Raw genomic sequence first — 13,793 nt, 5'->3', positions numbered from 1 at the left:
AGTGATTGGAATACAATAGATATATATAGAAATATGGTAGAAATAGAATTGAAATATAGTGGAAACATGGGTCATATTGAAGATTTAGCGGGATCCCTAAGAGCAAAGTGATTTGAAATAATTTAGAAATACAATGGATATAAATTGAAATATGGTAGAAACCGGAGCTTTATAGAAGATCCTGAGAGCAGAGCGATTCGGGATAAATTGAAACAAGGTGGAACTAACTCTCCCGCATATTTCTATCTATTTCACGAAGTATATATCAATCATATTTCTATTTATTTCGCTGTAGGCGTATTTCTACCATATTTCGCATAGCATATTTCCATTATATTTCATGAAGTATATATCACAAAGTATTTTTAAATCTTAGGCCTATGCTCCAAACCCCTCTTAATGATATTCTCTATTTTTATTCTTTCTTCTCCCACCAAAGTGAGTCTGGGTGCCCTGACCCATTCGGTTCCAATTCCGGCCATTTGCTCGGCCAATTTGATGTATTGAACAAGTTTGGGATGGATATCCAATTCCAAGAGAGGGAGGAACCAACGGTAAATTTGTAGAGCTTCCTCGTATTTTCCTGCTTTGATAAGATTATAGACTGTGACAGTTTCCTTGGGGAAAGCACAGACTAAGCCTGCTACCCAGCCGTCTGCCCCCATGACCAATTCTTCCATCGCTAATGTGTCTACTCCGCATAGAATTTTGAAGCGGTCACCAAATCGATTTCGCATGCGAGTCACATTGGAAATATCTCTGGTAGATTCTTTGATGGCTTGAATGTTTTTACATGCAGCCAATTCTTCAAACATGGAAATAGTCACCAAAGTCTTATAATCCACAGGATTGTTGTAGATCATGATAGGAAGGTCGGTGCTATTGGCTACTGCTTTGAGGTAAGTCACCACTTCTCTGTGATCAGCGGAGTAGCGCATGGGAGGCAATAGCATCAAACCTGAAGCACCTATTTCGTTGGCTTTTTGCGCCCAGTAAATAGCATCTTTGGTTGCTCCTTCGGCAATATTGAGAATAACTGGAGCCTTGCCATCGAGATGTTTTACAGTTTCGGTAGTTAGGTGGATTTTTTCATCTAGGGATAGGACAGAGGATTCACCCAAAGTACCGCCTAGTATAATCCCTTTCACACCGGATTCGATTTGAAAGTCAATGTTTTTGAAAAACATGTCCATATCCAAGCTTCCATCTTGGTGGAACTTGGTGGTAACTGCAGGAAATACGCCTTGCCAATTCATAAATTTTAATTTTATCAAGATAGAAGAAAGTTAGGTATTTAGTGAAGATTTCTAAAAGTAAATTATTCCAAATTTTTTCATTAGGCTTTTTTCTTTTTTTAAACAGTCATTTTATATCTTCATTTTTAGGAAGCCAAATCCTCCTTAACTTTACCCCCATGAAGAAAAGAATTGCCTTGGTCACAGGAGGCTTTACAGGTGAGTCCGTGATCTCTTTGAAAAGTGCCGCCATGGTCGAAACCCAGATCGATCGGGATAAATATGATGTTTATAAGATTTTGATCTACCCAGGTGATTGGTATCATCAAACAGCAGACGGTCAAAGAATACCTGTTGACCTCAATGATTTTTCCATTGCTATCCAAGGCTCAAAAATAACTTTTGATGGGGTATTCAATATCCTTCATGGTTCTCCTGGAGAAGATGGGAAGCTTGCAGGATACTTTGATATGATTGGCTTGCCTTATACTACCTGTGATCCCTTGACCTCTGCCATCACCATGAACAAGGGGTATACCAAAGCTATAGTGCATGATATCCCAGAGCTCTTTGTCGCTAGGTCAGTTCAGCTTTTTAAGAAATCTGAACTTGACCCTACTCAGCTTTTAAAGGAACTGAGATTACCACTATTTGTAAAGCCCAACAATGGCGGTAGTAGCATTGGCATGAGTAAAGTAAAAGATCCAAACGAATTGCAGGAAGCCTTGGTTAAGGCATTTGCTGAAGATACACAGGTCTTGGTGGAAGAATTTGTAGCTGGCAGGGAATTCTCCATTGGTGTTTATCATAGCCAAGGACTGACTACTGTCCTGCCTGCTACAGAGATTGTGAGTAGCAAAGAGTTCTTTGACTTCGAGGCCAAGTATGCCCCAGGAATCACCGAAGAAATCACTCCAGGCAGAATGTCTGAGGAAGAAGTGCAAAGGGTGAATAGAATTGTTTCTCAGGTCTATCAGAAACTCAATTGCAAGGGAGCTGTGCGCATAGATTACTTCTTGGAATATGAAACAGGGAAATTCTACTTTATCGAAATCAATACCGTCCCAGGACAGACAGAGACCAGTTTGATCAGTCAGCAGGTAAGAGCCATCGGCAAAACAGTAAAAGAATTCTACTCAGAATTAATAGAAGAGATGTTTCAAAAGTAAAATCTACCTTGAATATTTAAAACCCAGTTTTAAATATTCAAGGTAGATTTTAAAAGTATTTTCTTCTTATATCCCCAATTTTCATCAGCTACTACTTATTTCTAAAAGAAACTCTTTGACTCCAAGTACTTCTACATTTGGCTCGTAGAAATATCGACCTTCTACCGGGCTTATGATAAAAAGTTTTTTTATTCCCAGATCTTCCATGGCTAGGTAACTTCCTTTGGTCAATTTGGGTGAAAGACTGAGTTTGATTTCAGCGGCAGCCAGCCACTGATTATCCCTTCTGATCAGCAGATCAATTTCAGCACCATCTTGAGTGCGGTAGTAATAGATCTGATCATCAATATTCAATACTGACTTTACCTGATGGATAACAAAGGCTTCCCAAGATGTCCCTACTATTATATTACCAAATAGCGCATCTTTATTGCTGATACCTAGGAGATAATGTAACATGCCTGTATCCCGAAAGTAAATTTTTGGAGACTTTACCAAGCGCTTTTTTACGTTTACATACCAGGAAGGAAGTTCCGTTAGCAAGAATGCATTGATAAAAAAGCTCAAGTAGGTCTTGACTGTAGGCAAACTTAAGCCAAGTGATTTTCCTAGCATACTATAATTTAGAGTTGCGCCATTTAAGGAGGCCATCATCATCATCAATTGCCGGCTTACGCTGGGATCGGCAGGAAGACCAAGAGAAGGCAAATCCCTTTGGATGTAACTATTGATAAAGCTCCTATACCAGCTTTGGGTAAATTTTTTGTTAGCACTCAAAGCAGGTTCCGGAAATCCCCCATTAATCCATAGGCTTTCCATTGAAAGCAGTTTGTCTATTTCCAGTAAGTTCAAGGGATACATTTCAATGTAATTGATTCTACCTGCGAGACTTTCTGAAGACTGTTTGAGTAATTCTGGAGAGGCAGACCCAAGGATAATAAATCTCCCGGGTATACGATGCTCATCTACCAATGAGCGAATCAAAGGAAATAAGTCGGGTTTGTGCTGAATCTCATCCAAAATGATCGTATGATCAGGAATGGATGAAAAAAAGAGTTCAGGATCATTCAGCTTATTCAGATCGGATAATTTTTCTAAATCCAAATAGAGAAAAGGTTTCCCATAGGGGAAGGTTTTGGCCAATGTAGTTTTGCCAACTTGCCTTGGCCCAATAATTCCAGTTACGGGAAAATTAGAGACCGAAAATTCAAATTCTGCATGTATAGATCGCTGAACCATCCCTGCAAATCTAAAAATTAATTTTAGATTTGCAGGGATAAGAATTCATTTTTCATTGTAAATGGATCAAAATAATTGAAATAGCAAGTATTATTTTTATACTGGTGTCTTTAAAGATATACTTATTATTTGATCTGATTGTACGCTTCTTTGCCAGTAAATCAATTCATTGGCTTATTCGGTTGCTAATGGTCAATTCCGAAAAATCGGAACAAGTTATCCTCAAATATCCAATTCGCCTGCGTCGGGCAGGTATCAATTAATAACTTGTCTGCTGTGGCGGATCGGAAGTAAGATAAATCGGATTTTTTTAATGTCTCTGGCAAAGTTCCTGATATTCATATTAATTAACCCCATCCATCATATTTCAACTTTATATCTACTTTTATTTCTAGTATATTTCAATCTAAGATTCACTAATATCATTCGAATATGAAAAACCTAATCCTATTCTGCTTTAGTTTTTTGATTATCCAAGCATCCTTTGCTACCGAATTGTATCCAGCTATCAGTAGCTACCAAGCGGATGTAAGCGCCTTGAGTAGGAAATACAACAACTCCAATTCAGAAGAATATTTTCAGCGATTTGATAAGCTATATTCTGATTGGTTGAAAGCGCTTGAGGCGATGCCTTATGATAGCTATTCCATGGATGGAAAGTTGGACTATCAGATTTTTAAAAACTATCTAGAGAAGCAGCAGTATTTTCACAAAGCTTCTTATGAAGAGTTTAAGGCTGTGAAACCTGTGGTAGATTTTGGAAAGCCTTTAGAGGATTTTTATCAAAAAAGAAGGGCGGCAATCAAACCAAATGCACAAGAACTAGCGGCTACTTTTGACCAAATTGAAAAGCTTGCCAAAACCAAATGGGAGCAGATGAAAAAATCCAAGCCCTATACCTCTTGGCAACAAGCTGAATTGGCTGCATCAGTAGTAGAGTCTTTGAGAAGGAGTACAGATGAAGCCTACAATTTTTATTTCGACTATGATCCAGAGTTTACTTGGTGGATGAAAAAACCAATGGAAAGCTTGAACCAAACACTCCGAGCATATTCCAGTTTCTTGAGAAATCATTTTGAAAACACCATAGTCAAAGATGATGGCTCAGGAATCATCGGAAAGCCTATTGGTAAAGTCAATATTGAAAAAGAACTCCAATACAACATGATCTCCTATACTGCAGAGGAGCTGATCAAAGAAGGTGAAAGGCAGTACGCTTGGTGTGAGGCCGAGATGATCAAGGCATCAGAAGAGTTGGGCTTTGGTAAAGATTGGCGAAAAGCACTCGAACATGTCAAAAACCAATATGTTCCTGCTGGTGTTTGGCCTGGTATGGTAGTAGAAATGGCTGAAGAGGCCGTTGAATTTGTGGAGGAGCGTGATTTGTTGACTATTCCTGACATGGCAAAAGAAACTTGGAGAACAACTATGATGTCGGCAGAAAGGCAAAAAGTAAGTCCATTTTTTCTGGGAGGGGAGACAATTATCATTTCCTATCCTACTTCAGAGATGTCCCATGAAGACAAATTGATGAGTATGCGTGGTAATAATCCACACTTCTCTAGAGCGGTGGTGCATCATGAATTGATTCCGGGTCATCATTTGCAGCAGTTTATGAATCAGCGTCATTTTCCTCATAGAAGGATGTTCAACACGCCATTTTGGGTAGAAGGTTGGACTTTGTATTGGGAGTTCAATCTTTGGGACAAGGATTTCCCAAGAAATGTGGAGGATAAAATCGGCATGCTTTTTTGGAGAATGCACAGAGCAGCAAGAATTGTTTTTTCATTGAAATATCACCTTGGAGAATGGACACCACAGCAATGCATAGATTTCTTGGTAGATAATGTTGGGCACGAAAGAGCCAATGCAGAAGCAGAAGTTCGCCGGTCCTTTGAAGGCAGCTATGGCCCCTTGTATCAACTGGCCTACATGATTGGAGGTATCCAAGTTTACCAATTGAGACAAGAAATGGTAGAAGGTGGCAAGATGTCAGAAAAAGAATTCCACGATTATTTCATCACCCAGAATTACATGCCGATAGAACTCCTCAGGGCAAGGATGAAGGAAGATTTACCAAGAGATTTTAAGAGCAATTGGAAGTTTTTGAAATAAATAATGCTTTAATGTGTTGTAGCGTTTTCATCTCCACTTTCGTATTAGGAGTATGAAGACGCTCCCTTTCTTTCTTTTCCTTTTATTGGCACTGCCGAGCTTTGCACAAGAAAACCTATCCAAAGGCAATTCTTCACTACTTTTATATCCTGAGGTTTATTTTGTCGCCACTATGGAAACGTCAGCATCAGAAGTATCACACAACCTACTTGCTTTTATAGAAGAAAATAAACTCAGCTATAGAAGGGAGGGGAATGAGTTAGTATTATTTAGAATTTTCCCATCCATCCAAAGTGCTGAAGATGCATCCAAAATCATCAAAACAAGTATTGAAAACTTCTTGAAAAATGAGTCAAAGCCTTTAATCTACAGACTTTATGGAAGAGAGTATCTACCAGAAAAATTTCTAAAATATTTCCTTGAGTTTAAATAGCAGACCAATTTGCTGACTTAATTTGTCATAATCAATATAAGCCTTCATTGCCTACTTTTCAAATCGGATAAAAAGTCTATTTTTGTAACCATGCTATCCAAAAAAACCAAATATGCTTTTCATGCCCTGACTTATCTGGGCAAGCACCGTGATCAGAAGACGGTATTGATACAGGACATTTCTGAGGAATATGGGATTTCCCATAAGTTTTTGGAAAACATACTTTTGGAGTTGAAAAAGGCTGGGATTCTAGGAAGCAAAAAAGGAAAAGGAGGTGGCTATTACCTGATCAAAGAGCCCAAAGATGTAGCTCTGTCCAAAGTGATCAGACTCTTGGATGGTCCCATTGCCCTACTTCCCTGCGTAAGCCTCAACTACTACGAACCCTGCGTAGAGTGTAAGTCCGAAGCAGCATGTGGGCTAAATAAGGTCATGATCCAAGTACGGGACGAAATGCTTAAAGTTCTGGAAAATAAGACTTTAGCAGATATTTTAGATAAAGAATAAAATTTTTTCCCTAATTACCCCATCTTTGTTATAGGTTTTATATACTTTTGTTGTTCTGAAACTGGAAAAGTATATGATCCTAGACCAACCTATCAAAAAGTGGTTTGTAAACAGCAAAGGCCAAGATTCTAACATCAAGAGCTTTCTCAAATCCATATCTTGGAGAATAGTCGGTACACTCGATACCATGGTGATTTCCTTTTTCGTCACTGGCCAATTGGTCATGGCCCTTTCCATTGGGTCAATAGAGGTAGTCACCAAAATCGCCTTGTATTACCTGCACGAGCGTGCTTGGGAAGGAGCAACCAAAATCAAAAAAGATGAGCCTAAAAACGAATTTGCATAGTCTTGGCGAAAAGCTGGATAGTCTAAGTCCGTCCGATGGCTTGGCACTGCTTTCGGATCTTTTCCCCGGAAAAGTAATCTTCTCTACTTCACTGGGACAAGAAGATCAGGTCATCACGCAGTTGATCGCGGAGAACCTACTTGATATCCATATCTTTTCTTTGGATACAGGTCGCTTGTTTCCGGAAACTTTGGACTTGATCGCTAGGACTGAAAGTAAGTACAAAAAAAGAATTGAAGTGCTTTACCCTGAAAGGACCTCTGTAGAGAAGTTGGTGGCCGATATCGGCATCAATGGATTCTATGATTCAGTGGAAAATAGAAAATCCTGCTGCTTTGTACGTAAAGTAGAGCCTCTGAAAAGAGCACTTGCTGGTAACAGTGTCTGGGTAACTGGCCTTCGTGCCGAGCAAAGCCCAAACCGGGCCGATATGAAAAAAATCGAATGGGACGAAGCCAATCAGATCATCAAGTTCAACCCCTTACTCGATTGGACTTATGATCAGATGATCGTCTATATCAATGAAAACAATATTCCTTACAACCCGCTCCACGACAAAGGCTTTATCAGCATAGGCTGCGCCCCATGTACCCGAGCCATCAGCGAAGGCGAAGATCCAAGAGCCGGCAGATGGTGGTGGGAAGAGTCGAAGAAGGAGTGTGGGTTGCATATAAAATGATATATGCTTCGCGATACAAATAGATATATGCCTTAGGCGATATAAGAAAAGCGTCAATTGAGGTTAAACTTCGAAATTCATCATTATAGATGAAAGACGCAAGATACAAGACACAAGACAGGTGCTCCTAAACTTCGGAGTTCATTATTTCATCATTCAGAATTCAAGATTTAAAGTATCGATTGATGAGCGCTGAATGTCGAATAATGAAGTCGGTAAATCCGGTTCCTGGTTCAAGACTTCAGTCTTGGACCAAAAATTAGGAGTCTTCAGACTGTACTGAGTCTCAACCCCGAAGGGATTGAACTTTGATTAGCCCCGGGTTGCAACCCGGCGGGCAAGGTTAAAACAAGTACCAACAACCCTTAAGGGGTTGAACTGATGCACAAATGGTTCAAGACTTCAGTCTTGGACCAAATAGCCTGCAGTCTTCAGACTGCCAATAAAAGTAAAGAGATAAAACACGAAAATGATGGTTGTCGCAATTTTCGACAAAAATCTAAATTCTAAAATCTAAAATAAATATGTCAAACCTATTTATACCAAATCCAAAAGAAGCGGAATCGATCCATATTTTGCGGGAAGTAGCGGCTCAGTTTGAGAAGCCTGTATTGCTTTTTTCTGGAGGGAAAGACTCCATCACTTTGGTAAGATTGGCACAGAAAGCATTTTATCCTGCGAGAATTCCTTTTCCTCTTTTGCATATTGATACGGGACATAATTTTCCAGAGACTATAGCATTTCGAGATCAACTGGTCGAAGAACTTGGTTTAGAGTTGATCGTCAGAAATGTACAAGATTCTATTGATCAAGGAAAGGTTACTGAGGAACGAGGAAGGTACGCAAGTAGAAACACACTGCAGACTACCACTTTATTGGATACTATAGAAGAGTTCAAGTTTGATGCTTGTATTGGTGGAGCGAGAAGAGATGAGGAAAAGGCGAGAGCAAAGGAACGTGTATTTTCAGTAAGGGATGATTTTGGTCAGTGGGATGAAAAAAACCAAAGACCAGAACTTTTTGACATGCTTAATGGAAAAATCCATCAAGGTCAAAATGTAAGAGTTTTCCCCATCTCAAACTGGACGGAATTGGATGTTTGGGAATATATCAAAAATGAAAACATGAAAATTCCTTCTATCTATTTCGCTCACAAAAGGGAAGTATTCTTTAGAGATGGGATGGTTTGGACAGCAAATCAGCATGTTTACAGAGATAATTCTGAGGAAGTAGTGGAAAGAATGGTGCGATTTAGAACAGTTGGTGACATGACTTGTACAGCTGCTGTACTTTCAGATGCGGATACCTTGGAAGCAGTTGTTGATGAAATTCGACTTTCAACCATCTCAGAACGAGGAGCAAGAATCGACGACAAACGCTCCGAAGCAGCGATGGAGAAAAGAAAGAAGGTAGGGTATTTTTAAATGATATAAGTTACGCGATATAAATGGATATATGCCTTTGGCGATATAAAAACTATAGCATTGAACACCCCTCAAAACACTTGGAAGCTTTTTCTAAAAAAACCTTTGAGTCTTTGTGCCTTTGTGGCAAAAAAAATATAAACTGATGAAAAGATCAAGTCTCACATCTCACTTCTAAAAAAATGGAAAATAGAAAATTAATCAAAATAGCGACTGCTGGCTCGGTGGATGATGGAAAGAGCACTTTGATTGGAAGATTATTGTATGACACCGGATCATTGACTTCTGATAAATTGGAAGCAATCGAAAGAAATAGCAAGCAACGTGGATATGACTACTTGGATTTTTCTTTGGCGACAGATGGATTGGTAGCCGAGCGGGAACAAGGAATTACTATCGATGTAGCGCATATTTATTTTAATACCGACAAGACCAATTTCATCGTAGCTGATACACCAGGTCATGTGGAATACACAAGAAATATGGTTACAGGGGCTTCGACCTCTCAAGTTGCCATTATCTTAATCGATGCAAGAAAAGGCGTGATAGAGCAGACTTATCGCCATTTTTTTATCAGCAATTTGCTAAGATTGAGTCATGTGGTTGTTGCGGTCAACAAGATGGATTTGGTTGACTATGATGAAGAGGTTTATTTGAAAATCAAATCTGATTTTGAGGAATTGGTTGCGAAAAGTGACTTCACAACAGATCAAATCACCTTTATTCCTATTTCAGCTTTGAAAGGAGAGAATGTTTCCCAAAAATCTGATTTGATGAATTGGTATATCGGAAATACACTTTTGGATCATCTCGAAGTTTTAGAGCCAGCGGATTTGCAAGAAAGTAGTGCTGCAAGATTCCCTGTTCAATTTGTCATCAGACCAAAAACAGAAGCTTACCATGATTTTAGAGGTTTTGCAGGGAAAGTTTACGGTGGAAATCTGAAAAAAGGAGATAGCATCACGGTTTTGCCTTCATTGACAACCTCCAAAATCAAAGCCATTCACTTTTTTGAAAAAGAAGTAGAAGAGGCAGCAATAGGTTCATCTATCACGATTACTTTGGAAGATGAGGTGAATGTGAGTAGAGGTGATACCATCGTGAAGAATTCCGATTTGCCAAAATCAGAAAAATCAATCTCTGCAACCATCTGTCAAGTCAATGCTAAACCATTGAAGGTTGGAGATAAATATACGCTTCAACATGGAGTCAATAGAGTCCTAGCAAAAGTTGAGAGCATTCAGGGAAGAATCCACACCGATTTTTCTGGAGAAGAGGCATCCGATCAGCTAAAACTGAATGACATCGGTCAGGTGACATTCAAATTGAGCAAAGCGATTCACTTTGATTCGTATAAACAAAATAAATCAACAGGCAGCTTTATTTTGATAGATGAAGGTTCCTATGATACAGTGAGTGTTGGGTTTATAAATTGAAGATTTTAGAAGGTAGGTTTTAGAATCTACTAAAAATCAAATCATATAAGCTACATGAAACACATTGTACATAGTACTTGGTACTTTGTACAACAAAATAACCTATAAAACCGATAGAGAATAAATATTATGCAAAGCTTTAGAACAGAAATAGAAAACCCGGTTGTAGAAAAAGACATTATCGAATTGGAAAGAAAAATCGCGCTTTTCAAGGAAGGTAAAATTGATGATGAAAAATTCAGAAGCTTAAGACTTGCCCGTGGAATCTATGGTCAGCGGCAACAAGGTGTACAGATGATCAGAATTAAGCTTCCTTATGGAAGAGTTACTTCCGAGCAGCTTCACAGAATCTCTCAAGTTTCGGATAAATACTCCACAGGAAGACTTCATATTACTACCCGTCAAGATATTCAGATCCATTATGTCAAAATTGATCAGACGCCGGAATTGTGGGCTGAGTTGGAGAAGGATGATGTAACAATTCGTGAGGCCTGCGGGAATACCGTTAGAAATGTGACGGCCTCTGAAATGGCAGGAATTGATCCCAACGAGCCATTTGATGTAACTCCGTATGCTGAAGCTACTTTTCAGTATTTTCTTAGAAACCCAATTTCTCAGGAAATGGGAAGGAAATTCAAAATCGCTTTTTCATCCAGTGATGAAGATACTGCTTTGGCTTACCTGCATGATATTGGCGTGATTCCAAAAGTGAAAGAGGAGAATGGTGAGCAAATAAGAGGATTCAAGATTTTGCTGGGAGGTGGACTTGGCTCTCAGCCGAGACATGCTGATGCAGTGTATGAATTTTTACCTACGGATAAATTGATTCCTTTCATCGAAAGTGTCATCAGAATATTCGATAGATATGGAGAAAGAGCCAAAAGAATGAAAGCCAGAATGAAATTTTTGGTCAAAGATTTAGGCTTAGAAACATTTCTAGATTTGGTCAAAGAGGAAGAGTTGTCACTTCCTTTTAAAACATATCCCATCGAGTATAAAGCCTATGAAGCTTCGCAAATTCAACCTTCTCCAGAAATCGTTAAAGTTGATGAACCCACAGAATTAGCTTACGAGCAATGGAAATTGACCAATATCATACCGCAAAAGCAAAGTGGATTTGTTGCTATTGGCATCAAAGTTAAGCTTGGCGATTTTTACACGGACAAGGCAAGATTGCTCGCTGATTTGGTGAAAAAATATGCAAATAATGAATTGAGATTTACACTTAGACAAAATATACTAATCAGAGATGTGAAAGAAGAATTGATTCCTTTTTTCTACCAAGAACTCAAAAAACTCGGTTTTGTAGATAGAGGATACAACACTTTTGGAGATATCACGGCATGTCCGGGTACGGATACTTGTAATCTTGGGATTGCATCTAGCACAGGAGCGGCAGGTGTACTCGAAGATGTGATTTTTAACGAATATCCACAATATCTCAGCAATAAAGATCTGACAATCAAAATCTCAGGCTGTATGAATGCTTGTGGGCAACACAATATGGCTTCAATTGGCTTTCAGGGCATGTCCATCAAAGCTGGCAAACATGTGCTTCCTGCGCTTCAAGTATTGCTTGGTGGAGGAACTTTAGGAAATGGAGAAGGAAGGTTTGCAGATAAAGTCATCAAAATCCCAAGTAAAAGAGGGCCTCAGGCATTGAGGATTTTGCTGGATGATTTTGAAGCAAATGCATTTGAAGCAGAAAATTTCCTTGCGTACTACGACCGTTTGGGACAGATGTATTTCTACGAATTATTGAAAGAAACTGCCAATATAGAAGATGTTGTAGAAAGTGATTTTATCGATTGGGGAAATAATGATCCTTACGTCAAAGAGATCGGAGTAGGAGAATGTGCTGGAGTAATCATCGACTTGGTGTCTACCCTACTCTTAGAGGCGAGAGAAAAAATTGCCAATGCAGAAGAAAGCTTGGAATCTGGAGCTTGGTCAGATGCAATTTATCATACCTATGCAGGATTGGTGAATACAGCCAAAGCAATTTTGCTTGCAGAAGGTGTAAATACAAATTCACATGCCAGTATCCTAAAGCAATACGACGAGCAATTTACCGAAACTGGTAAAATCGATCTGAAGGATTCTATCGAGAATATTACATATCAGATAAAAAGCAACGAACCAACAGAGGCATTTGCGAGGGAATACTTTGCAACTGCGCAGCAGGTTTTTGAAACAATCAGTAATTACAGATCAAAAGAGGTAAGCGCATGAGACGAGAAAGTAAACCTAAAGTTACCCTTCTAGGGGCAGGTCCAGGTGATCCAGAGCTGATCACACTAAAAGGAATTCTTGCACTCAACAAAGCAGATGTTGTGCTTTATGATGCCTTGATAGATCCTGTTTTACTCAAGCACGCGCCCGCACAAGCGATCAAAATCTTTGTTGGGAAAAGGGTAGGTAAGCATTCCTTGCCACAGGAGGATACCAATAAGCTTTGTGTGGAAAATGCACTTAAGCATGGTCATGTAGTCAGACTCAAAGGAGGCGATCCATTTGTATTCGGAAGAGGCTCGGAAGAGATTGATTACATCGAAGCTTTCGGAATTCCTACTGAGGTCATTTCTGGAATCAGTTCATCGGTAGCTGTTCCAGCTCAAGTGGGAATACCTGTTACCAAACGGGGTGTTTCTGAGAGTTTTTGGGTGATCACAGGTACGACGAGCAGCGGAGAAATTTCCAGGGATATCGCACTAGCTGCCCAATCCACGGCAACGGTTGTGATCCTGATGGGAACTAAGAAGCTTCCAGAAATCGTCAGCCTTTATCAGCAATATGACCGAAATGACCTTCCTATTGCCATCATTCAAAATGGGACCACCAAGGAAGAAAAATTAGTTGCAGGATACATAGATGACATTCTTATCAAAGCAGAAAATGCAAAAATAGCTGCCCCAGCCATCATCATCATTGGTGAAGTGGTCAAGGAAAGTTATAGATTGAAAGAGATATATCAAGAAGTGGTCAGTGTTGAAATTAATCGGGTTTGATATATTTTAGAATTATGCTTCGCGAAATAAAGTTGAAATATACGTTGTGAAATAAGATAGAAATATAGCTTCGCCGAAATATGCTTCGCGAAATATTTATCCCCCTATTTCAAATGTATTTCCACCATATTTCTATTCTATATCTAAATTGCTCCGAATCCTTTCGCTATAAAGAATTCTGCAAAAGTTTCGGTTTCAGCCA

Annotated in this window: 12 protein-coding genes; 10 read left to right on the top strand and 2 right to left on the bottom strand. The window is 39.2% G+C overall.

Annotation, left to right across the window (positions count from 1 at the left end; all coding sequences use genetic code 11):
* Positions 1–365: 365 nt before the first annotated feature.
* On the bottom strand, positions 366–1,256 hold the full coding sequence (locus CHB66_RS04230; RefSeq protein WP_089238309.1) for a dihydrodipicolinate synthase family protein: 891 nt from the start codon (positions 1,254–1,256) through the stop codon (positions 366–368).
* A 158-nt stretch (positions 1,257–1,414) separates the two neighbouring features.
* On the opposite strand from CHB66_RS04230, the gene CHB66_RS04225 reads away from it, so the two are divergent.
* Complete coding sequence (locus tag CHB66_RS04225) at positions 1,415–2,404, top strand: D-alanine--D-alanine ligase (RefSeq protein ID WP_089238307.1); 990 nt, start codon at positions 1,415–1,417, stop codon at positions 2,402–2,404.
* An 84-nt stretch (positions 2,405–2,488) separates the two neighbouring features.
* Here the strand turns inward: CHB66_RS04225 and CHB66_RS04220 are convergent, their stop codons facing one another.
* Entirely contained in the window at positions 2,489–3,643 is a 1,155-nt protein-coding gene (locus CHB66_RS04220; protein ID WP_089238305.1) for an ATP-binding protein, read from the bottom strand.
* 432 nt (positions 3,644–4,075) lie between these two features.
* Here CHB66_RS04220 and CHB66_RS04215 point away from each other — a divergent pair, with 432 nt between their 5' ends.
* The 9 genes from CHB66_RS04215 to cobA all read left to right on the top strand — a co-directional run bounded on the left by CHB66_RS04215 (position 4,076) and on the right by cobA (position 13,591).
* Positions 4,076–5,758 carry a DUF885 family protein gene (locus CHB66_RS04215; protein WP_089238303.1) on the top strand — a complete coding sequence of 561 codons (1,683 nt, stop codon included), beginning with the start codon at positions 4,076–4,078 and terminating at the stop codon, positions 5,756–5,758.
* A gap of 52 nt (positions 5,759–5,810) precedes the next feature.
* The gene (locus CHB66_RS04210; RefSeq protein WP_089238301.1) at positions 5,811–6,191 is read left to right on the top strand and encodes a hypothetical protein; all 381 of its coding nucleotides are present in this window, start codon (positions 5,811–5,813) and stop codon (positions 6,189–6,191) included.
* 90 nt (positions 6,192–6,281) lie between these two features.
* Complete coding sequence (locus CHB66_RS04205) at positions 6,282–6,698, top strand: RrF2 family transcriptional regulator (RefSeq protein ID WP_089238299.1); 417 nt, start codon at positions 6,282–6,284, stop codon at positions 6,696–6,698.
* Between the two features lie 73 nt (positions 6,699–6,771).
* Positions 6,772–7,044 (top strand): DUF2061 domain-containing protein, encoded by a 273-nt coding sequence (locus CHB66_RS04200; protein WP_009035139.1) that lies wholly within the window; start codon positions 6,772–6,774, stop codon positions 7,042–7,044.
* The gene (locus CHB66_RS04195) at positions 7,019–7,723 is read left to right on the top strand and encodes a phosphoadenylyl-sulfate reductase (protein ID WP_089238297.1); all 705 of its coding nucleotides are present in this window, start codon (positions 7,019–7,021) and stop codon (positions 7,721–7,723) included. The genes CHB66_RS04200 and CHB66_RS04195 overlap by 26 nt, the downstream gene beginning before the upstream one ends.
* 524 nt (positions 7,724–8,247) lie before the next feature.
* Complete coding sequence (gene cysD / locus CHB66_RS04190) at positions 8,248–9,147, top strand: sulfate adenylyltransferase subunit CysD (RefSeq protein ID WP_089238295.1); 900 nt, start codon at positions 8,248–8,250, stop codon at positions 9,145–9,147.
* Between the two features lie 182 nt (positions 9,148–9,329).
* On the top strand, positions 9,330–10,583 hold the full coding sequence (locus CHB66_RS04185) for a sulfate adenylyltransferase subunit 1 (protein ID WP_089238293.1): 1,254 nt from the start codon (positions 9,330–9,332) through the stop codon (positions 10,581–10,583).
* 129 nt (positions 10,584–10,712) lie between these two features.
* Positions 10,713–12,815, top strand: coding sequence for a HEPN domain-containing protein (locus CHB66_RS04180; RefSeq protein ID WP_089238291.1), 2,103 nt, complete (start codon positions 10,713–10,715; stop codon positions 12,813–12,815).
* Positions 12,812–13,591, top strand: coding sequence for a uroporphyrinogen-III C-methyltransferase (cobA, locus tag CHB66_RS04175; RefSeq protein ID WP_089238289.1), 780 nt, complete (start codon positions 12,812–12,814; stop codon positions 13,589–13,591). Before CHB66_RS04180 ends, cobA begins: the two co-directional genes overlap by 4 nt.
* The last annotated feature ends 202 nt before the right edge of the window (positions 13,592–13,793 follow it).

It is taken from the genome of Belliella buryatensis (genome assembly GCF_900188245.1).
GTDB lineage: Bacteria > Bacteroidota > Bacteroidia > Cytophagales > Cyclobacteriaceae > Belliella > Belliella buryatensis.
The sequence above is the reverse complement of the archived record's forward strand: the minus strand, read 5'-3'. Positions and strand labels throughout refer to the sequence as shown.